Origin of the sequence: uncultured Aquimarina sp., assembly GCF_947500065.1 — a bacterium.
Lineage (GTDB): Bacteria > Bacteroidota > Bacteroidia > Flavobacteriales > Flavobacteriaceae > Aquimarina.
The window spans coordinates 133,863-156,413 of sequence record NZ_CANMQT010000001.1; the positions used below are offsets into that span (position 1 = coordinate 133,863).

General features: G+C 33.4%; 20 protein-coding genes. 4 read left to right on the plus strand and 16 right to left on the minus strand.

The window, feature by feature from the left end:
- Positions 1-33 precede the first annotated feature (33 nt).
- From Q0975_RS00745 to mraZ, 5 genes are all read right to left on the minus strand, one after another.
- Complete coding sequence (locus tag Q0975_RS00745) at positions 34-1,497, minus strand: UDP-N-acetylmuramoyl-L-alanyl-D-glutamate--2,6-diaminopimelate ligase (RefSeq protein WP_299431657.1); 1,464 nt, start codon at positions 1,495-1,497, stop codon at positions 34-36.
- A complete protein-coding gene (locus Q0975_RS00750; RefSeq protein WP_299434203.1) occupies positions 1,494-3,434 on the minus strand; it encodes a penicillin-binding protein in 1,941 nt (646 codons plus the stop codon). The genes Q0975_RS00745 and Q0975_RS00750 overlap by 4 nt, the downstream gene beginning before the upstream one ends.
- Positions 3,435-3,495: 61 nt before the next feature.
- Complete coding sequence (locus Q0975_RS00755) at positions 3,496-3,807, minus strand: FtsL-like putative cell division protein (protein WP_299431660.1); 312 nt, start codon at positions 3,805-3,807, stop codon at positions 3,496-3,498.
- A 16-nt stretch (positions 3,808-3,823) separates the two neighbouring features.
- Positions 3,824-4,720 carry a 16S rRNA (cytosine(1402)-N(4))-methyltransferase RsmH gene (gene rsmH, locus Q0975_RS00760; RefSeq protein ID WP_299431663.1) on the minus strand — a complete coding sequence of 299 codons (897 nt, stop codon included), beginning with the start codon at positions 4,718-4,720 and terminating at the stop codon, positions 3,824-3,826.
- Positions 4,707-5,177: a division/cell wall cluster transcriptional repressor MraZ gene (mraZ, locus tag Q0975_RS00765; RefSeq protein WP_299434205.1), complete on the minus strand. Its 471-nt coding sequence runs from the start codon at positions 5,175-5,177 to the stop codon at positions 4,707-4,709. Before mraZ ends, rsmH begins: the two co-directional genes overlap by 14 nt.
- Positions 5,178-5,480: 303 nt before the next feature.
- On the opposite strand from mraZ, the gene Q0975_RS00770 reads away from it, so the two are divergent.
- Positions 5,481-6,245, plus strand: a complete 765-nt coding sequence (locus Q0975_RS00770; RefSeq protein WP_299431666.1) for an alpha/beta hydrolase — start codon at positions 5,481-5,483, stop codon at positions 6,243-6,245.
- A gap of 13 nt (positions 6,246-6,258) precedes the next feature.
- Positions 6,259-6,864, plus strand: a complete 606-nt coding sequence (gene yihA / locus Q0975_RS00775) for a ribosome biogenesis GTP-binding protein YihA/YsxC (protein WP_299431669.1) — start codon at positions 6,259-6,261, stop codon at positions 6,862-6,864.
- On the opposite strand, the gene Q0975_RS00780 is transcribed toward yihA, so the two are convergent.
- The 3 genes from Q0975_RS00780 to gldB are packed head-to-tail and all read right to left on the minus strand — an operon-like array spanning position 6,861 to position 8,642.
- On the minus strand, positions 6,861-7,226 hold the full coding sequence (locus Q0975_RS00780) for a GTPase (protein ID WP_299431673.1): 366 nt from the start codon (positions 7,224-7,226) through the stop codon (positions 6,861-6,863). The genes yihA and Q0975_RS00780 overlap by 4 nt on opposite strands.
- Before the next feature lie 58 nt (positions 7,227-7,284).
- Complete coding sequence (gldC, locus tag Q0975_RS00785; RefSeq protein ID WP_299431676.1) at positions 7,285-7,623, minus strand: gliding motility protein GldC; 339 nt, start codon at positions 7,621-7,623, stop codon at positions 7,285-7,287.
- Complete coding sequence (gldB, locus tag Q0975_RS00790; RefSeq protein WP_299431679.1) at positions 7,623-8,642, minus strand: gliding motility lipoprotein GldB; 1,020 nt, start codon at positions 8,640-8,642, stop codon at positions 7,623-7,625. The genes gldC and gldB overlap by 1 nt, the downstream gene beginning before the upstream one ends.
- 162 nt (positions 8,643-8,804) lie before the next feature.
- Between gldB and nadE the strand changes: the two genes are divergently transcribed.
- The gene (gene nadE / locus Q0975_RS00795) at positions 8,805-9,593 is read left to right on the plus strand and encodes an NAD(+) synthase (RefSeq protein WP_299431682.1); all 789 of its coding nucleotides are present in this window, start codon (positions 8,805-8,807) and stop codon (positions 9,591-9,593) included.
- A gap of 145 nt (positions 9,594-9,738) precedes the next feature.
- On the plus strand, positions 9,739-10,371 hold the full coding sequence (locus Q0975_RS00800) for a response regulator transcription factor (RefSeq protein WP_091407582.1): 633 nt from the start codon (positions 9,739-9,741) through the stop codon (positions 10,369-10,371).
- On the opposite strand, the gene dnaG is transcribed toward Q0975_RS00800, so the two are convergent.
- From dnaG to rlmN, 8 genes are all read right to left on the minus strand, one after another.
- Positions 10,368-12,326 carry a DNA primase gene (gene dnaG, locus Q0975_RS00805; RefSeq protein ID WP_299431685.1) on the minus strand — a complete coding sequence of 653 codons (1,959 nt, stop codon included), beginning with the start codon at positions 12,324-12,326 and terminating at the stop codon, positions 10,368-10,370. The two genes, Q0975_RS00800 and dnaG, sit on opposite strands and share 4 nt — an antisense overlap.
- Positions 12,327-12,464: 138 nt before the next feature.
- On the minus strand, positions 12,465-15,485 hold the full coding sequence (locus Q0975_RS00810) for a T9SS type A sorting domain-containing protein (RefSeq protein ID WP_299431688.1): 3,021 nt from the start codon (positions 15,483-15,485) through the stop codon (positions 12,465-12,467).
- Positions 15,486-16,011: 526 nt separating this feature from the next.
- Entirely contained in the window at positions 16,012-17,082 is a 1,071-nt protein-coding gene (locus tag Q0975_RS00815; protein WP_299431691.1) for a hypothetical protein, read from the minus strand.
- Positions 17,083-17,153: 71 nt separating this feature from the next.
- Positions 17,154-17,999, minus strand: coding sequence for a hypothetical protein (locus Q0975_RS00820; protein WP_299431694.1), 846 nt, complete (start codon positions 17,997-17,999; stop codon positions 17,154-17,156).
- Positions 17,980-18,549 carry an RNA polymerase sigma factor gene (locus Q0975_RS00825; protein ID WP_299431697.1) on the minus strand — a complete coding sequence of 190 codons (570 nt, stop codon included), beginning with the start codon at positions 18,547-18,549 and terminating at the stop codon, positions 17,980-17,982. The genes Q0975_RS00820 and Q0975_RS00825 overlap by 20 nt, the downstream gene beginning before the upstream one ends.
- An 81-nt stretch (positions 18,550-18,630) precedes the next feature.
- Positions 18,631-20,211: a S41 family peptidase gene (locus tag Q0975_RS00830; protein WP_299431700.1), complete on the minus strand. Its 1,581-nt coding sequence runs from the start codon at positions 20,209-20,211 to the stop codon at positions 18,631-18,633.
- 196 nt (positions 20,212-20,407) lie between these two features.
- Positions 20,408-21,385, minus strand: a complete 978-nt coding sequence (locus Q0975_RS00835) for a polyprenyl synthetase family protein (protein ID WP_299431704.1) — start codon at positions 21,383-21,385, stop codon at positions 20,408-20,410.
- Between the two features lie 100 nt (positions 21,386-21,485).
- Positions 21,486-22,526 (minus strand): 23S rRNA (adenine(2503)-C(2))-methyltransferase RlmN, encoded by a 1,041-nt coding sequence (gene rlmN / locus Q0975_RS00840; RefSeq protein WP_299431708.1) that lies wholly within the window; start codon positions 22,524-22,526, stop codon positions 21,486-21,488.
- Positions 22,527-22,551: the final 25 nt, after the last annotated feature.

A 22,551-nucleotide genomic window follows, 5' to 3' on the forward strand; every position in this document is an offset into this window, starting at 1 on the left:
TAGCTCTAAACAGCTTGTAATGGAAGGATTTATTTATTTTCCAATTTTTTTTAGTTCTTCTTTTACTATTTCAAAATCATTAAAATCTATTCGCTCTCCATGTATCTCCTGATAGGTTTCATGACCTTTGCCTGCTATCAAAATAATATCGTTCTCTTCTGCGAATTGACAAGCAGTTCTTATAGCCTGTTTTCTATCTGTAATTGACATTATTTTCTTATAATTCTGAGGCTCTACACCTTTCTCTATATCTTCAATAATCTGTTCAGGACTCTCTGTTCTTGGGTTATCACTCGTAAAAACCACTTTATTACTTAGTGCAGAAGCAATATTACCCATCACTGGTCTTTTTGCTTTATCTCGATCTCCTCCGCAACCCACCACAGTAATTAAAGTTTCATTATTGGTACGTATATCATTAATCGTTTCTAATACGTTCTTCAGTGCATCGGGTGTATGCGCATAATCCACAATAGCGGTGATTTTTTTATCAGAAATCAAATACTCAAATCTTCCACTTACACTTTCTAAATCACTTAATAATTGTAATATTTCCAATGTTTCAAGTCCTAATAACTCTGCTGTTCCAAAAATTGCCAAAAGATTATAAGCATTAAAGCTTCCTATCAACTTAGTCCAAACATCATTATCATTTATTTTTAGCAATAAACCACTAAGGCTATTTTCTAGAATCTGTCCTCTAAAATCTCCATAAGATTTTAGCGCATATGTATATTGTTTAGCCTTTGTGTTCTGAAGCATAAAGCTTCCATTTTTATCATCTTTATTAGTTAGTGCAAAAGCCTTACTACCTAATTCATCAAAAAACACCTTTTTTACATCTCTGTATTCTTTAAAAGTATTATGGTAATCAAGATGATCATGCGAAAGGTTTGTAAAAACGCCTCCTTCAAACACCAAACCTGCTGTTCGTTTTTGATCAATTCCATGTGAGCTTACTTCCATAAAACAATACTCTACACCTACAGCATTCATCTCCTTTAAGTAGTAGTTTATTGTTAAAGAATCAGGGGTAGTATGTGTTGCCTTGTATTCTATATCATCTACAAGAACTTTTACAGTAGAAAGCAAACCAACTTTATAACCCGCTTTTTTAAAAAGCTGATATAACAAAGTTGCTATAGTTGTTTTACCATTAGTGCCTGTTACCCCAACTAGCTTCAAATTCTCTGATGGCGACTCATAATAATTAGCAGCAATTATCGCAAGTGCTTTTTGAGCATCTTCTACCTGAATATAAACCAAACCATCAACCAGAAACTCTGGCATTATTTCACATATGATGGCTATCGCTCCTTGATTGATTGCCTTCTCTACATAATCATGACCATCTACCACGGTTCCTCGAATCGCAACAAACACATCATCTTCTTCGATTTTTCTGGAATCAAATTCAATCTTCCTTACGCGAGTTGTTGTATTTCCAACAACAGCGTTCATAGGCACTTTATATAAAATATCTTTTAACTCGATCACGATAATTCTATCCTAATAATTTGATTAGTTTGTACTTTGGTTCCAGGTTCAATTGACTGACTCTTCACTTTACCTGAACCTTTTACTTCGACTTTTAATCCCATATTCTCTAAAAGGGAAATAACATCCATAGCGGGCATCCCTTTTAAATTGGGCATTATTGTTTTGTATTTTCTTGCCTTCTGAAAATACCCCTCATAGCTTTCTGATATTTCTTTGCTTTCTACTATATCTGGAGATACCTCATCTACAACAGGTATGTCATTATATACTTTTAAAGCTATTGTTTTAAAAACTGGAGCAGCAACGATATTACCATAGTACCCTTTTTCTTTATTAGGCTTATGAATAACTACAATACAAGAATACCTAGGATCTTCTGCAGGAAAATACCCAGCAAAAGACGATATATATTCTCTTTCTTTAGCTTTTCCATAATTACCCCAACATGTACCTGTTTTTCCAGCTATCTGAAAATTCTCGGTATGTATATTATCAGCCGTTCCTCTGATCACTACATTTTTCATCATTTCCTGTACAATCTTTGCTGTTTCTTTAGAGCATATCGCAGGATTTAGCACTTCTTTATCAAATTTTTCTTTCGTTCTATCCCAAGCTTTTACTTCTTTTATAAACCTAGGCTTTACCATCTCTCCATTATTAGCTATTGCATTATAGAAAGCTAGTGTTTGAAGCGGAGTTATTGCAACACCGTATCCATGTGCCATCCATGGCAACGTAGTACCATACCAATCTTTATCTCCTGGATAAGGGATTATTGGTTTACCTTCTCCTTTAATAGATAATCCTAATGTTTTATGTAAACCCATATTCATTAATCGGTTTACGAATTTCTTTGGATCATTCTTATAATTCTCATCAATGATCTTAGCAAAAGCGGTATTTGATGACAACTCAAATGCTTTTGCAGCAGATATTTTCCCATATCCTCCCCATTTAGAATCTTTTACAACTCTGTCATAAAATTTTACACGACCGTTTTCTGTATCTACCACATAACTAGAATCAATCACTCTATCTTCTAAAGCAGCGACCATGGCCATTAATTTAAAAGTTGATCCTGGCTCATGAGATTCACCAACAGCATAGTTTAACTTCTCATAATATTTACCCGATTTGGTACGACCAAGATTAGAAATTGCTTTTATTTCTCCGGTTCTGGTTTCCATCACTACAACAGTTCCGTGTTCTGCCTCAAACTTTTCTAATTGTGCCAATAATGCATGGTGCGTGATATCCTGAACATTTACATCTATTGTAGAAATAACATCATATCCATCCAAAGGTTCTACTTCGTTAGCATCACCTATCGGTTTCCATTGATTTTTTGCAATTTTTTGTTTTTTACGCTTCCCTTCTTTTCCTCTTAAAAAAGGTCCATAAGCTCCTTCTAAACCAACTCTGGTATAATACCCTTGATCATCGCGACGCTCATACCCTACAGTTCTTTCTGCGATCTTTCCAATTGGATGTTCCCGAATCGTGCGTTGCTCTACGATTAACCCTCCACGATTTGATCCGTATTTGAATAAAGGAAAGTTTTTAACCCGCATATATTGAGAGTACCCTAAATTTCTACGAACCAAGAAATACCTATTCTTATTATCTCGCGCTCTTCTTAAGACATCATCATAATGTTCTGAAGATTTCCCAAACTCTTCTGACAACGCTTTAGACAACTCATTGATATTCTCTCTAAAATCTTTATCTGTTACTGTTACTGCATCAAATCGAATATCATATTTAGGCACGGATGTAGCTAATAAATTACCTTTACTATCATATAAATTACCCCTATTAGCGGGTATATCGAATGTTTTAAAAACACGCTTTTCTCCTTTGGCACGATACATATCCCCTTCCACAAATTGTGTTTTCACAAGTTTTACCACAACCAAAATTGCGAAGATGAACATACATCCCGCAATGAAGTATAACCTATTTAATATGTTCTTATCTTTTACAGCCAAAACAATTCTATTCTTTTACTACTATTTTTTGTGGTGGTTTTGTCGGTCTTTTAATCCCTTTCTTTGTCATCTTTTCAATCACGGATGACTCCATTTTTAATTGCATTAATTCTGTTCTTCCGTCTACAAATTGTGTTCTTAATTCTCGCACCTCATTATTTAATTTTGCGATTTCATGAACCTTACTTTCTGCATTATGAGAACTGGCAATTATAATTATTGCTAAAAATGACAAAAAGAGCAACATACGCCAGTTTTTCATTGCATCATCCGCAATCAAAAACTTCCCTTTTAATATGTCATATACTGTTTGTTTCAACTCTCTATAATTATCTTCAGATCTTCTTCCCTATTCTTAGTTTTGCACTACGAGCCCTGTTATTTAGCTTAATCTCTTCATCAGCAGGAACAATTAATCCTCCTACTTTTTTAAAGGGAACAGAAATATTACCATACATATCCTTTTCAGGTTCTCCTTCAAACATCCCACTTCTGATATATCTTTTCACCAATCTATCTTCTAAAGAATGATACGATATCAGACTAATCCTACCTCCTTTATCCAACATATCCTCAGTCTGCATTAAAAATTCTTTAAGAACTTCGATCTCCTGATTCACTTCTATTCTGATAGCCTGATATATTTGTGCTAGTATTTTATGTTCTTTATACTTTACCATATATGGACTTAGCACTTCCTTTAATTCCACACTTGTTTTAATAGGCTTATCTTTCCTGGAACTAACAATTGCTCTTGCCAGTTTAGGAGCATTTCTCAATTCTCCGTACTGAAAAAACATAGTTCTCAAATCCGATTCATCATACTCGTTAATCACGTGATAAGCCGAAAGTTCTCCTCCTTGATTCATTCTCATATCTAAATCAGCTTCGAATCGTGTTGAAAAACCTCTTTCCGCCACATCAAATTGATGAGACGAAACTCCAAAATCACCAAGAATTCCATCTACTTTTCTCACGCCATAAAAACGGAGAAAACGTTTTATAAATCTGAAATTCTCATTTATCAAAACAAACCTATCATCATCAATAGCATTAAGCAACGCATCTTTATCTTGATCAAATGCATACAACTTACCGTGCTCTCCTAGTCTCTTTAATATCTCTCTAGAATGCCCTCCTCCTCCAAAAGTCACATCTACATATATTCCATCCGGCTTGATTGCAAGCCCATCAACGGTTTCCTTTAATAAAACCGGGTTATGATATTCCATCTGTTTCATTATCAAATCCCATTACTTCTTCAGCGAGATCAGCAAAATCAACTGCTGCATCATCTATTACTTTTTCGTATTGTGTCTTATCCCATATCTCTATGATATTAACTGCCGATGACAATACCAGTTCTTTTGTAATTCCAGCAAAACTTATTAAATCCTTAGGTATCAACAGACGTCCTGTGGCATCAATTTCTACCATTTTCACTCCCGCAGTAAACCTTCGAATAAAATCATTGTTTTTCTTTTTAAAGCGGTTTAGCTTATTCATTTTCTGCATCAAAAGACTCCATTCCTCCATTGAATACAACTCTAAACAAGGCTGAAACACTGATCTTTTCAAGACAAAACCGTCCTGCAACACAGGCGAAAGTTGCTTTTTAAAGGCAACAGGCATCATCAGACGTCCCTTAGCGTCTGCTTTGCACTCGTATGTACCTATAAGATTTACCACTTTTGCTTTGTTGTTGCTATAATTAGTCAAATATATTGAAAAAATTACCACTTTTTACCACAATCTACCACATTGTTAATAAGTTGTCATCAGAAACTTGCATAAGACATATTTAAAAATTTAATATTTTATTTACTTATAAGGCATCTGTCTACGCATAAAATCTTGGTTTTGATGCATTCATGATTAAAAAAAATGACTGATTGTCAAAATCTAAAAAAATCATATCGCACTATTCATAAAAAATCTTCAAACTAATTATGAAAATGCTATATTTGCTTTTAATTCTTGTAAGAAGTATTAATGAAGCACGAATTAAAAAAAGACGGAAAATTCAGTTATCTTGAATTAGGGGAAGGCACACCAATCGTAATTTTACACGGACTGATGGGTGGCTTAAGTAACTTTGATGGTGTAAGCACTTATTTTCCGGAAAACGGATATAAGGTGTTAATACCGGAACTTCCACTATACGAAATGCCGTTAATAAAAACCAGCGTTGGTACTTTTGCTAAATACCTTAAAGATTTTATTGATCAGCTAGGATATAAAGAAGTAATCTTACTAGGTAATTCTCTTGGAGGGCATATTGGATTATTATGCACCAAAATGTTCCCTGAGAAAGTCAAAGCTTTGGTTATAACAGGTAGCTCAGGACTTTATGAAAGTGCCATGGGTGAAAGTTATCCAAAACGAGGCGATTATGAATACATTAAAGCTAAAGCAGAAAATGTGTTTTATGATCCGGCAATCGCCACTAAAGAAATCGTAGATGAAGTATACGCTACTGTTAATGATCGTAACAAATTAATTAGAACATTGGCTATTGCCAAGAGTGCTATACGACATAACATGGCTAAAGATCTGCCTAACATGAAAAATCCAACTTGCATTATTTGGGGTAGAAACGATAACGTTACTCCTCCTGAAGTTGCAGATGATTTTAATAGATTGTTACCTGATTCAGATTTATATTGGATAGACAAATGTGGTCACGCCGCTATGATGGAACATCCAGAAGAGTTTAACAAACTATTACATTCTTGGTTACAAGAACGTAATTTCTAATCAACAATACTTTATGAAGATTAGTAGCGCTGAGTTTGTAATGAGTAACAGCGATGTAGCAAAATGTCCGAAGAACAATTTGCCAGAATATGCATTTATTGGCAGGTCCAATGTTGGAAAATCCTCTTTAATCAACATGCTAACGGATCGTAAAAGTTTAGCAAAGACATCTGGAAGACCTGGAAAAACTCAATTGATTAATCATTTTTTAATTAATAAAAACTGGTTTTTAGTAGATTTACCTGGCTATGGTTATGCAAGAGTATCTAAGTCTTCTAAAAAAGTATTTCAAAAATTCATTACTGCATATTTCTCAAAACGGACTCAATTGGTTTCTGCATTTGTTCTTATCGATTGCAGACATGAACCTCAAAAAATTGATTTAGAATTCATGCAATGGTTAGGAGAAAATCAAATTCCTTTTTCCATAATTTTCACAAAAGGGGACAAACTTACAAAAACCAAATTACCACTGAACATTGAAGCCTATACTAATGAAATGTTGAAATATTGGGAAGAAATGCCTAACTATTTTATCTCTTCATCTACTTCGGGATTAGGTAAAGATGAAATATTGAGTTACATACAGGAAATAAATCAGAAAATGGCAAATTCTTAAGCCAATTTCTTCTGCAAAATATCCACCAAATCCTCTGTAGAATCTATTAGATTAAGCTCTTCGGCATACATTAAAATATCTAACCTATTCTCTTTTTGCTCCAAAATTATTGGAAACTCCAACTCCTGACACCCTTCGCCTTTCATTTCTTTTAAAAACGAATCTTTATATTTAAAAATAAATTGATGCGGGACAGCTTCCCTAAACTCTTTCCATGCTTTATTTTCTAGAAAACTCCCATGTGTTAAACCACAAAGACCACAAGAATATGTAGAAGGGCTTATAATTTTATGTGCAAAATCTAAGTATTTACTCCAAATACCTGAATCAGCATTATATACAAATACTATTGTTCTTTTCAACTTCTCGGGCTTTTCATTATACACTACAAAAAGAACAATTTCCTGCTATAACAAAAGATTATTTTTCTTTAAGGTCAAGTTTTTCCGCAAAATAATCACAAAAATCCTTCATAGTGGCAGACATCTTTTCGTCTTGCGTTGCTCTATTAAAGGTATCGCTCATTGATACCAACGTCTGATGAAAAAACACTTTCATTTCATCAACTGGCATGTCCTTTGTCCATAGATCAATACGAAGACTTTCTTTACTTTTAGTGTCCCAAACCGATAACAGCATAGCCTTAGTTTCTTCATTTTCGATTCCCCCATCCTTAGCTGTCCATTGTAATTTTTCCGGAACTTTATTTTCATCCAGTTCTATTTCAATTTTGATTTCGGATTTATGTATTGTTGCCATTATCTTGCAGGTTTATATTTTGAAGTGCTAAAAATGGTTTCAGCATCTGTTAGTAATAATTGCCGCAAAGATACATTGTTATTTTTCATGTAAGCACTTACAATCCTCCAACCTATATACTGACCTACTCTATCCGGCGCTTCTTGATCAATCTCTTCTAAATAAAACTTAGAAAAAGGTCCGGGATATAAAAATCTTGGCAGTAAATCAGCCTCTGTACTATACAATAATTGACGATCAATAAAATATCTCCAAATTTCCTCTTCATTAGCTTCTAACCAATCAAACTTCTCCTCTGTAAATGCCATTTTCTGACTATTAGAAAAACCAGGAAGAAATAAATCTTTTAGATACATTTCTTTTCCATAATAAATCATATTCGCCAAAAAAGTTCTATCTCTAGGCAACTCAACCAATTGCCTTGCATACATCGTGGCCACATCCGGTAAAATCTGACTCTTTACAAATCGATCTTTAAGATATGCCTGTATACCGTTATAAAAATGATGATCTGCTCCCAAATAAGTATCTAAAGATATAATCAATAAATTATCAGACAATATCACTTTACGCTGATAATCGACATTAGATGTTACTGTAATTACTCTAGGCACTGTAACCTCAGGGAAATAATATTTTATATGCTGTAAAAGAGATTGAAGCTGCTCTTTTTGTGTTGATAAATTATCAAAAGCTTTCTCCACCTCCAGATTAATCTCTAGTTGTATGGTATCTTTCGTTTTTTGGATCCAAACACTATCAAGGGTTTCTTCAGGAAACAAAAAAGGATATTTAGCTTTTACATCAGCTAAATTTTCTGGTGTTACATCTGCAAAAATTCTATCAAAACGCTCTATACCAATTTCTACTGGTATCGCTGCAATTTCTTTTTCAATCTTATTTTCTTTTCCACAAGACCATAAAACGCAAAAAACTACGATAATTCTTAAAAGTTTAATACTCTTCATTCCAATATTATGATATCTATATAAATAATTACCCTTACTCTCTAACGCCATCTTTTTTTATTAATTTTACAATCACAAAGTTAATATTATCAAATTACGATTTATAAAATAACACTTTATAATATTCTGTTAATTAAGATTTATTATTGTTGGGGATATAAATTTTATAAGAGTACTATTGATATACATAAAAACACTATTAAAAAATTAAACATGCAAACGGAAAAAGTAATTGACTACATTGTAAATTGGCTAAAAGATTATGCAACGAAGGCAAACATAAACGGTTTTGTCATTGGGATCAGCGGCGGAATTGACAGTGCAGTTACCTCTACTTTATGTGCTAAAACTGGTCTCAATGTATTGTGTGTAGAAATGCCGATACATCAAGCACCAAGTCAAGTTAATCGAGCACAAGAACATATTTCTCTACTCAAAACTAGATTTAATAAAGTAACCGATACACGTGTAGACTTGACACCAGTTTTTGAAAAATTTAAAACTTCTGCTCCTAAAAGTGATTCTGTTGCTCGTTTAAATTTATCATTAGCTAACACCAGAGCGCGTTTAAGAATGACTACTTTATACTATTTAGCAGGCTTACATGGGTACCTTGTAGCGGGTACAGGAAATAAAGTTGAAGATTTTGGCGTAGGGTTTTATACTAAATATGGTGATGGCGGCGTTGATATAAGTCCAATTGCAGATTTATTAAAGAGCGAAGTTTATGAATTAGCGAAGGTACTAGAAGTACCGGATTCGATACAGGTAGCTACTCCAACTGATGGGTTATTTGGAGATAGCAGAAGTGATGAGGATCAGATTGGAGCGAGTTATGACGAATTGGAATGGGCTATGAAAATGAAGGATTTAGGCAAGAAAAGTGATGATTTTTCTGGTCGAGAACTAGAAGTTTTTAATATCTATTCCCATTTGAATACGGTAAATCAACATAAAATGATACCGATTCCTGTCTGCGAAATACCCGTTAATCTGATTTAACAAACATTTTATCGATAACTTCATAAAAAAAAGTTTACGACAACTAGTTCTTAGTAATTTTGCATGAAAACAAGTATCAGAATTACCCCTAGAGATGTTAACCCCTTTAAAATTAAAAATTAACATTTATCAATTGTAAACAAGAATGACAAACGTACTAATCGCAGATCATCATCCTATTACTAGAAAAGGGATTGTTTCTTTGCTTAGAAATTCCGAAGATTTTGAAATCATCGGAAAAGTAAGCAATGGAAATGAAATGTATGATATTTTGAAATCTAATACTCCAGATATATTGATCATGGAATTAGACTTGCCTCAAATTAACGGCATTATGGCATTGCGAACCATAAAAAAAGAATTCACAGGAATAAAAGTTATTATTTTTAGCTCACACCCTGAAGAAATGTATGCACTAAGTGCTATTAAAGCTGGTGCTTCAGCCTATTTATCAAAGACTGTTGCAACTAAAACTCTTAAAAAGGCTATTGAGCGTGTTGCTCGTGGTGGTATTTATCTTAATGACAATCTAACACAACAGTTGGCAAATGGGAATACCAACGAGAACAACATGGTTGTTAAGTACAAAAAGCTTTCTTCCAGAGAAATAGAAGTACTAAATTTATTATCATCAGGAAAACGTAATAAAGATATTGCAAGTACTTTATCTATTAACGAAAAAACTGTTAGTACATATAAGACCAGATTGTTAAAAAAACTTAAAGTAGATAATCTAGCTGACTTAATTCATCAATCCAGATTGCTACATATCAACTAAATTACTCGATTTAGTTTTCGATATAATAGTTTTTTTAATGTCTGATAATCTCTTATATCTTCTAAGACATTGAGATTATTTTCAAAATTTTGGGCTTTCACTTCTTGTGAAAGCTCATTTATTTTTTCGTTAATTAAGAACCTTCGCAAATTAAGAATTGTATCCGATACGTATTGCGAGACAGTGTGTTCTTTTTTCTTTACATGAATCTCCATATCTACCCATCTATGTAATGCATGACGTTCTTCATCCATCATAATCTCTGTTATCTCATAAGCAACCTCAGGCGGTATTTGATTTATGAAATGCTCAATTTTAAACTCTTCTTGCTGATTTAATTGATCTATTAAAATTTTATAAACTTCCTTAAACGTATTTTGGGTAAACTCAATCTCATCCTCTTGAAGATCCAGGTAAATTTTTTCAAAAACCTTTGTTGTATATAACTCAGGTTCTAAAAACAATTCTCCCTCTTCATTTTCTTTCATAACGAGATCTTCAAACTCTTCCTCATGAGTTCCATATAGCAATAAGATTTCGATTATCTTTTTTTCCAGGCCGTTTTGCTCATTTATCTTTGGCTGCTGTACTTCTTTTTTTACAACCTCCAACGGTTTTTTAGTCTCTTTTTGCTGTTTTCGTTGACCCTTAATATCAACATTACGCATTTGAGCCAACGTATCGAAAAGCACCTCTTCTGAAATATCCATAATACGAGAACATTCCTGCACATAGATTTCTCGTTTAATAACATCCGGAATCTTAGCAATACTAGCTACCATATCCCGCACCAATTCAGCTTTCTTAATTGGGTCTGTCCTAGACTCTTCTTGTAATAACGACGCCTTAAATCTAATAAAGTCCTGTGCATTTTCTTCTAAATACACTGTCAACTCCTCTAATGTATTTTGCTTTGCAAAACTATCTGGATCCTCCCCATCTGGAAAGCTGCAGACCTTTACATTCATTCCTTGCTCCAGAATTAAATCAATCCCTCTAATAGATGCGCGCATACCTGCCGCATCTCCATCAAATAAGACTGTAATGTTTTTGGTGAGTCTACTTATCAATCTAATTTGATCAGAAGTAAGCGCCGTACCAGACGAAGAAACTACATTTTTAACTCCTGTTTGATGAAACTGAATCACATCCGTATATCCTTCTACCAGAAAACAGTTGTCTTCTTTTGCTATGGATTGCTTGGCATGATATATCCCATAAAGCACTTTACTCTTATGATAAATATCACTTTCTGGAGAATTTAAATATTTTGCCGCTTTCTTTTCATTGGTCAGAATTCTTCCACCAAAACCCAATACACGACCAGACATGGATTGAATAGGAAACATTACCCTTCCTTTAAATCGATCAAATTGTTTCTCTTCTTTTACAATGGTAAGCCCTGTTTTCTCTAGAAACTCCAGTTTATACGCCTTTTTAATTGCTTCTGATGTAAATGCATCCCAGGTATCTGGAGAATATCCTAATCCAAATTTCTTTATTGTCTCTGTAGTAAAACCTCTTTCTTTGAAATAAGACAACCCTATTGCTTTACCTTGTTCTGATTTATGCAACGTATTTTGAAAAAACGTATTTGCAAACTCGCTAACCAGATACATACTTTCTCGTTCATCAGCTTGCTCTTTTTGCTCATCCGTTTGCTCAGTTTCTTCTACTTCAATGTTGTATTTTTTAGCAAGGTATTTAATCGCCTCTGGATAGGTGAAATGTTCATGTTCCATTAAGAAAGCAACAGCATTTCCTCCTTTTCCACTAGAGAAATCTTTCCAGATTTGCTTTACAGGAGAGACCATAAATGATGGTGATTTTTCATCACTAAAAGGGCTTAATCCTTTAAAATTACTTCCAGACTTTTTAAGTTGTACAAAATCACCAATTACCTCCTCTAATCGGATGGCATCAAATACTGAATCTATGGTGGCTTTATGAATCATTGAGTAATAAAAATAACATTATATAACTAGCAAAAATAATATAATTCTTGAGACTCATTTCTTAATATTCATATAAACAAAGAGGCTGCCTTAAAAAAGACAGCCTCCTTGTGGCTAAATTATAACTTCTATTGATTATTATTTGGCGACTACAAACTTTCTTGTAACTATAACCTCTGTTTCATTAGAAGTAAAACGAACAAAATATGTTCCTGAAGCTAAATTACTTATATCGATTTGTTGTTTAGTTCCCTGATTAGAGACTTCTTTTACCAGTTGACCATACATAGAGAAAATCTTTAGATTATCAATAGACTTATTACCAACGGCTACATTAAGAGTCCCTTTTGCTGGAACTGGGAAAATTTTAAAAGCATCTTCATCCTGAGAACGAAGCCCACTAAGTGGGTATGTCTCTAATCTTGCAGATCCTTCTATACAGAAATCTGTTGCTTCGGACGCACCAAAATCTCCTCCGGTTACAATAGTTCCTCCTGCGCTAGATAATGTATAAGAACCATTACCAAATCCACAGCAGATACCATCACCAAATGAGTCAGAAATAGTAAAAGTATATGTATCGTTTGCTAAACCAGCAAAAGTTTCAGATACTGTTGACCCATCAGGATTTGCCGTAGAATAACTATCAGAAGCTACTACAGTACCTCCAGAATTTGTTAATGTCCAAGAAGTTTCCTGAGGATAATTATCAAAAGTAATACTTAACGATACATCTCCAGAAACACAATCTCCTCCTCCTGGTCCACCAGAAGCAGTTAATCTTACATCATCAATAGCTGCATCAGCTCTCCAAGTATTACCTGTTACTCTATTAAATCTTAACTGTAATCCTGAACCTAAATAAGCTGATAAATCAATACTAGCTGTTTGCCAAGAATTACCTTGGTTTCCAGTTCTGCTCCAGATACTAGTCCAAGTTGCACCTTCATCATTACTTGCTTCTACATCTAAAGAACCAAAATTATTAGCTCCAAACATATGATACTGGAATGAGAATGTAGCAGCACTTGCATCATTAAGGTCAAAACAAGGAGAATTTAAAATCGCTTGCTTATTAGGATACCCTGTTCCATTACCTGATGCCTCTACATAAATGTAGTTCGATCCGTCGGCAGCGCTAGAAGGACCTGTACTACTAGATGGTGTCCCATTAGCATCTACAGTCCAATCTAAATCATCTCCAGTACCTTGAGTCCAAGCACCAAGACCAGCTTCATAGCTCTCTGCATATGGAGCTACTATACCATCAAGACATCCAGGACCTGTAGTACTTTCTAAAGTAGTAACACTTACTGTATTACTTGATCCAGATTCATTCCCTGAAGCATCTTTAGCGATTACAAAGAAAGAATATGTTGTTTCTGGTGTTAAACCTGTAACAGTTGTTGTTGTTCCAGCAGCTGTACTTACTACAACTCCATCTTGATAAACATCGTATCCTGTAACTCCTACGTTATCGGTAGATGCATCCCAACTTAATGTTGTTTCTCTAGCAGTAGTGTTTGATGCTGCTAAATTTGCAGGTGTAGAAGGTGCTTCATTATCAATAATAGCAGGCTCAATTTTGAAAGCCACTACATGACTTCTTCTCACATTAGGAGCAGGACCTTTCATATATTCTGCAATATGCCAGAAGGTCATATCATCTAATGGATCAACAGTCATTTGACCATAATCTCCATAACGACCATCACCTCTGTTATTCTGAGCATCTCCATCAGCAGAAACTTCTTCTGCCATTGTCATAGTTCCAAGTGCATCATTAGCTTGTCTACCTGTATATCTTAATGAAGTAAACACTGTGCTACTCACTACAGTATATGCTAAACCAATATTACCTTGAGAATCCTGCGCAATACTACCACAGAATGCACTTAACCCATCTGGTTGCACATAAGTACCTTCTTGAAAAATTGTCCAAGGTTGTCCATCTGCAGTTTGTCTTAATTCATACCAACGAATACCTGCCAGGCTATCCGTTCCATCTAAATCAACAACAAAATTTAACACTACTGAATTATGAGTACCAAAACGTCTATATTGAGTCATATACATCATTGTAGCTTGTAAAGCATCAATATCAGGACCATTACCTGGCTCATCTAAGTTCTGAAATGAACCTCCATCAAACACACTATCAAATGGAGTAGTAGTAATCTCTTGCGGTTGAGAGATTGAGGAGTTTCCTGGATTAGCCCAATCAACCGTAGTTGTCCAAACTTTCAGGTGGTCATTAGAAACACCTGCCCAACTATCATCTTGCAAATAAATTATAGAATGTCCTACACCAACCGGAGGCAATGTAGTACCTGTTGCATTTGATCCTCCTGGACTATAAAACCCATTTGTTTCTGCTCCTGGAAGCGGAAAACCAATCTGTTGAGCAGATGCCTCACCTGCAAGCATTTGATCTCTATTTACCGCAAATACAACATCATTGGAATCAGGAGAGTTCTGATCTTTGTTGGCAGTGATGTAATACCCATCACTCCAAATTGATAATTTTTCATAATCAGGAAATGTTCCTGTATTGAAACGATACGTAAACCATCCTGAATTTACCGGATCTGGTCCTTGACTTACCGCAATCAGAAATCCATTTGGAGAATTACTAAACTGCATAATGATAAATCTATCTGCAAAGTTATCATAAACTACTACTGGATCTCCTAAAGTCTCTCCTGGAAATATGGTTCCAAGAGATGCTTCTGGCAATAGAACGTTTCCAGCTCTATCTAGAATTCCAAATCCAGAATTAAATGCATACACATAATGATTAGGGCCAATTGCACCTGTTGCATCATTAAGAACAGTTCCTATGTGTGCATCAAAAGAAGCCACTGGAGCTCTCATCTGAACACCTGGAGTACTCTTAGCTACACCTGTATAAAAAGGATCTTCTCCTTTTGGAAAACCTTTACCAGGAACTACTGTATTAGTACCTCTTCTTTTTGCAGGAGCGACATGCTCCATACTTTCCGCCGAAATAATATTTTTCATTGAGGATAATGCCGGTATTTTTCTCATGTATTCAGAAACTCCGAACGATGAAGCCTTTTTTGATTCTACTTGCACTTGGGCAAGCATACCAAAACTACAAAGCATAAAAAATGCTACGAAATAGAATTTTGTTTTCATATATCTAAAATTTGGTTAACAGTTACATAGTTATATACCAATTTTAGCATAAGTAGTATCTCCATTAACTTGTGAAAAAGGGGGGCATCACAAATCAGAGTATTAAATAACCCTTAAAAAAAAATGATTTTTCAAGGGTTTTAAATATATACTATTTAACTAAAGAATAAAAAAAATACATGTCATAAAATACTTACAATCAACAACTTACTTTAAAACCGTAATTAGATTAAGGCTTTTGTATACATTAATTTATTTAACAATTAAAAGTTATTTGTATATTATTTAACAAAAGTAAAATAACTCTACTTCTCATAGTATATTAATAGAGTATTCTCCATCCCTTATGAAATCTAGGTAAAATAAAACATCCCTCTTTTAGAAAACAAAAAAGAGTTGTGATTGCACACAACTCCTTCCCTGTAAAAACCGGGTAACACTCAAAAATTAAATTAATGTTAAATTCCCGTTTGTTTTATACTTTAAATTAAAATTCATTGGAGAACCCTACCGATTATAGTTATTCTTAAAGGTCAAAACGCAACCCTAAAGACACATTGTTCTGATCCACCAATGCATTTTTGAAAATTGGAGACAGATCATATTTAAGATATAGTGACATATCTCCAAAACCAATATAGGTACTCAATCCATATATCAAATCACTAGTATTATAATCTCTTTTAATTTTATCTTTAACTCTATCTCCGTTTTCTTTATATTTCAATTTTTGACGAGTACTAATATTTGCTCCCGCATAACCTCCTAATCCAATTCTAAACTTATGATGGGTAGAAAACCTAAGTTTTTCTTCCGTCTCTATTCTTTTCGAAGGTCCAAATTCCAAATGTATAGGTATTACAATATTATCCATTCTAAATTTGGATTTATCTAATTCGACTCTAAACTCCTGAAGTTCTGTTTGATCCCCATTCTCCACAAAATATCTATTATCTGTTGGTTTTAACCCATTAGATTGATATGAAATTCCATATTTAATTCTCATAAAATTCGAATTTTTAAAAACTCTGGTTTTCCAGGCAAAACCAATCTCAAAAAAACGACTTCCTGCAATTTTATAATCAGAATCATCTAATGATTGTCCATCTACAATTGCATTATTCAATCCAAAAGCTACTACCAAATCAGAATAGGTACGTCTATCATATCTTATCTTTGATTTCTTTCCAGTATTAACATTAAACCCAAATAAGATATCTCCATTATCTTTATCTTTCGCACCAAGACCTATTGAAATTTTACCTTTATTAGAATTCAAATAATCACTATCATTCCTTTCTATTAAAGCAATCTGATTATTAATAATCGCTAATCTATTTTCTATATTTAAAGCATGTTTTTCTGCAGCAACTTCTTTTAGTTTTTGCGCCTTTTCAGTAGTTATTTCTCCCTTTACTAATCGCTCATTAATAGCTTCTACTTCTTCTTTAAGTGCCTCTTTTTCTGAAATTACTATTTCTTCTTTTTCCTGTTTTAATTTTTCAATTTTATCTGAATTATCATTGTCTTGCGCATTTAGAAAATGTGCACTAAGCGTCATTGTCGTTAATACGACATACATTATTATTGTTCTCATAAATATTAGATTTTACTTACTCTTCCCCCTCACTTAAGAGAGGGAATCGGTAAGATTTGATTGATGAATGTTTAATTATCCCTTTCTGCTACGGTAGTCTTTAATTTCTCAAAACCTGTCTTTAGCGCTTCAAAAACACGGTCTTTAAATGATTCATCGAGTTCTGATTCTACGTCTAGAAGCAAAGCTGATGCATTTACCGTATTAGATTTTAAAATTTGCTGAGTTGTGATTTCATGTTGAGCTTTACGTAATAATGCATCAACTTCTTCGTCAGTTATAACATCATTATTTTTTTCAAGTTCTTTTACTTTAGCTATTATATCGGATACCTTACTTTGAATTATATCTGTTGTTATCTGCAGAGAGATATCTTCTTCTATAATTTTGTTCTTAATAGTATCTATTTGTATCGCAACAGCTTCTTTACTATTTTCTTTAAAAGCTTTTTTCGCAATGATTGGTTTATATTCCTCAGAAATTACTTTTTCGAAATTTTCATTCTTTTCTAAGCTCTTACTCTCTTTTTTACTACTTTCTACAACAGTGTTTTGTTTAATTTGACTTTCTACTGCCTTACTATTTTCTTTTACTACCTCGGCCTCGCCCTTTGATTTTGTTTCTTTTACCTCTACAATATCGATAGACTCTTTTTTCTGAATAACTTCTTTATTGGCATCTACAAATTCCACATCAAAAGATGTACTTGTATTGCCAGAATTCATATAAACTGTTGTTACAATTAAGAACCCTGCTATACTAGCAGCAATACCTAACCACCAATACTTTTTAGTTTTTTTTTGGCTAAGCTGATCATCCAGTTTTCCCTCTAATTTCTCCCAAGATCCATTAGATGGTCGTATTGTACGCTGCTCCAACTTCTCCTTTATGCTATCTTCAAATTTTAATGGCGCCATTACTTATTTTATTTTGTTCGTTTAACTTTTGCTGTAGCATTTTCCTTGCTTTAAAAAGTTGAGATTTAGAAGTGCCTTCACTAATTTCCAACGTCTTTGCAATTTCACTATGCTTATACCCTTCTACAGCATACAACACAAATACCATTTTATATCCTTCTGGTAAACTATCTATCAACTCTTGAATCTGTTCTACTCCTAATTCAATATTGATATTATTCCATGATTCTTCATTATAAACAGAAATATCTTCTGTAAAAATCACCTGTTTTTGTTTTCTTAAAAACGATATTGACTCATTTACCATGATTCTTCGTATCCACCCTTCAAAACTTCCTTCAAAATTAAACTGTTTCAAATTAGTAAATACTTTCAGAAAACCACTTAACATTACTTCTTCGGCATAATGAACATCTCTAATATATCGTCTGCATACGCTTAACATTTTAGGCGCATGTTTCTCATACAACTGATGCTGTGCATCACGATGCTTTTTCGCAGCTTTCTTAATGAGTTGTGTTTCGTTTTTATAAAACTGAATAACTTTCAAAGTAAAATCAATTATTTAAGGTCCTCTATTTACATAGACGTGATAAAAATCAAAAAGGTTGTCTGACCCTATTATTTTTTTTTAAATTTCTTTTTTAATATCCTTCAGGATCCACTTTAATGCTTCATCTTCACCTTGACCTTTTGCGGTTCTTTTTATTAGAATATCTGGCTTAATACCATAACCATCGGGTTCTATAGTATAGGGTGCATTAATTTTCATTAACCCCACACGCATATTAATTTTAGAATTCGGCAATTCTACTTTTGCATAAATTCCGGCTACGGTTCCATTATATGCTCCACCAGTTTCTTCTCCAACAAATGTTGCTCGCTTAGTTGCTTTAAGGTGTGTAGAAAGTATGCTACTTGCGGAAAAGCTTTCTCCATTAATTAATACGTACACTTTACTTGTAAAGGCATTTGATTTAGGTTTTTTTAATTTACTCTGTTTAAATTTAAAATAAGCCTCTCCATTTTCTTTCTTTACCTTAAACATCTGATATATTCCTAATAAAGGGGATAGCATTGTGGCAACTGTTTTGGTTGGCCAAGATTTGGTATGAAAAAATGGGTGTAAAAAACTTAATCGTCCTGTCATTTTAGATTTTTCTATAAATACATATTCTCTATCACTTAGATAAGAATACAAATCATCAATTTCTACTAATCTACCTCCCAGATTACCTCTTAAATCTATTATCAAATTTTTACAATTTGCAGAATCAATTTTAGCAAAACTTTCTTTATAAAAATCCTTGTAACCACCATTAGTAAAGCTCCTAATATTCATATAACCAATAGGTGTAGTTACTTCAGATTCCAAAAAATTAAAATTTCGGTTATAATCTTTTGTCTTTTTATTATATCCGTATTTATAATTTTTCTTGCGTATTTTCTTTTGGGTTTCTTTAGCTATCTTCCTCTCGAGTTTACTTAGTTTTTTCTTTACCACATCCGCAGTATCTATTTTGGAAGAAGTATTCATTTTATCAAAACTCACATACAAATGCTTAGAATACATACTATCTCTTAGCCTCAAATGCAATAATATGCTATCTTTTTGTGCATGAGTATTTGAATAAAAAAATCCAAAACGACTGCCCACAAATTCTGGAATAAAAGTCTTATTATACCCATCACTAGTATGTAATGTTTTAAAATACCCTAACAGATCGCTTACTTTTTCATCTTCTACCGATACCACTTCTGATCCAGGTATTAATGTTGAGTCGCCTCTAAAAACTTTTTTTACAAACAACTTATTCTTCGTTGTATAAAATGATAAAGAATTAAACGGAGATTCTCGTTTCCCTTTTACTTTTCTTTCTCTTTTCACTTGTCTTTCTAAAGGCGCATGTACAGACAAGTGTCCTTGTTTTATACCAGCAATGACTGGAGCAAATAGTCTATAGAACTCCTTAGTAGTTAATGGTTCTCTTAATTTACCTTTCAGACTCTTAATCTTTTCATCCATTTCATCTTTAGAAATATACCAATATAGATCTGGATGGAGTTTTTTAAGTTTTTTATATGCATAATCAACATCCTGGCATAATTCCTCTGGGCTATGCGCTTTACTTATTTGCTGATTATACCTTTCTACAGATGCGCAACTTGATAATAGAACAATGGCTATATACAAAAATAATTTTCTACTCATAAATACTGTTTTCTTTAAAAGATAATGAACCCCATTCTCTTAGATTTAGACGCTAAAAAAGATAAAAAGGTTGCCTGATTTCGAAAAAACAAATTGTAATTAGTCATAAGCATCAAAACTAATACCAATATATTTTTTTTGAATAAAAAAATAGGTTAAAGCAATTCGGGATACTTAAAAAAAAGATAAATAGAGGTTATTTCTTTCGATCAATAACGTAATTAACCATTAATTCTAATGAAGATTTATATTCTGATTCGGGATATTCTGATAAGATAGTTAGTGCTCTTTCTTTAAATTCATGCATTATTTTTGTTGCATATTCTAACCCGCCACTTACTTTGACAAAATCAATAACTTCTTTTACCCGCTTTTTATTCTTATTATGATTCTTAATAGAATTAATAAGCCACTTCTTTTTTTCTTTTGTGCAATGATTTAATGTATAAATCAGCGGCAATGTCATTTTTTGCTCTTTGATATCAATACCAGTAGGTTTACCAATTGCCTCATCACCATAATCGAATAAGTCATCTTTTATCTGAAACGCCATCCCAATAAGCTCCCCAAATTTCCTCATCTTTTCTACCGAATCAGAATCCGGCTCCACAGAACAAGCTCCTAGACTACAGCAAGCAGCAATCAATGTTGCTGTTTTCTGACGAATGATTTCATAGTAAATTTCTTCTGTAATATCAAGGTTTCTTGCCTTCTCAATTTGTAACAGTTCTCCTTCACTCATTTCACGGACCGCAACAGAGATTATTTTCAACAAATCGAAATCCCCATAGTCAATTGATAACAATAATCCTTTTGATAATAAATAGTCTCCTACTAATACAGCTATTTTATTTTTCCAGAGTGCATTGATTGAAAAGAATCCTCGACGCCTATTAGAGTCATCTACTACATCATCATGTACCAAAGTAGCAGTATGTATTAATTCTATTACCGAAGCTCCGCGATAGGTTCTTTCATTAGTTTCTCCTCCAGAAACCATTTTAGCCACAAGAAAAACAAACATTGGACGCATCTGTTTTCCTTTTCTATTTACAATATAATGCGTGATTCTATTAAGTAAAGCTACTTTAGAAGACATCGATTGAGAAAACTTTTGTTCAAAAAGTTCCATCTCATCAATTATGGGTAATTTTATTTTCTCAACGACTTTCAATCTAAAGCAGATTATTTTGTTTTCTAACTAGTTGCGAAGATAGCATAATCCATATTGAGGGTCAAAACACTTACTAAATAATTCACATTGAAAAGTGTATTTAGGACTTATTAGCTAATTGTCCACAAGCTGCATCTATATCTTTCCCTCTACTTCTTCGAACATTCACCACAAAACCTCTTGATTCTAATGCTACTATATAATTCTCTATTGCTGCATTAGAAGCTTGCTGAAACTCTCCATCATCAATGGGATTATATTCAATTAAGTTTATTTTACAGGGAACATATGAACAAAATTTTAATAAAGCATCTATATCTTCTTTTCTATCATTTATGCCTTCCCAAACCACATATTCATAAGTTATTCTACTGTTGGTTTTTTCATACCAATACTCTAATGCTTCTCTAAGATCTGTAAGTGGAAAATTCTCATTAAATGGCATAATATTGGTTCGCACCTCATCTATTGCAGAGTGCAAGGATACCGCTAATTTAAATCGCACCTTATCATCAGCCATTTTTTTTATCATCTTTGGTACTCCTGATGTAGATACTGTAATTCTCTTTGGAGACATCCCTAAACCTTCAGGCGAGGTTATTTTATCAATGGCTTTGAGGACATTATTATAATTCATTAATGGCTCTCCCATACCCATAAAAACAATATTGGATAATGGACGATTATGGTATAACCTACTTTCATTATCAATAGCAATCACCTGATCATAAATTTCATCAGGATTTAGATTTCGCATTCTTTTCAAACGTGAGGTTGCACAAAATCTACAATCTAAGCTACAACCAACCTGAGAAGAAACACAAGCAGTTGTTCTAGTAGGAGTAGGAATTAAAACAGATTCTACCACTAATCCATCGTGAAGTCGTACAGCATTTTTAATAGTACCATCTATACTGCGCTGCATTTGATCAACCTTAATATGATTAATCACAAAATTCTCTTCAAGAATTTGTCTGGTAGTTTTAGAAATATTCGTCATACTCTCAAAACTATGAGCGCCTTTACTCCATAACCACTCATATACTTGATTTCCACGAAAAGCTTTATCTCCACTCTCCTCAAAAAATTGGCGAAGTTGCTCTTTTGTTAGCGCTCTTATGTCTTTCTTTTTTGACTTCATTTCACTGCAAAAGTATGCAAAAGAT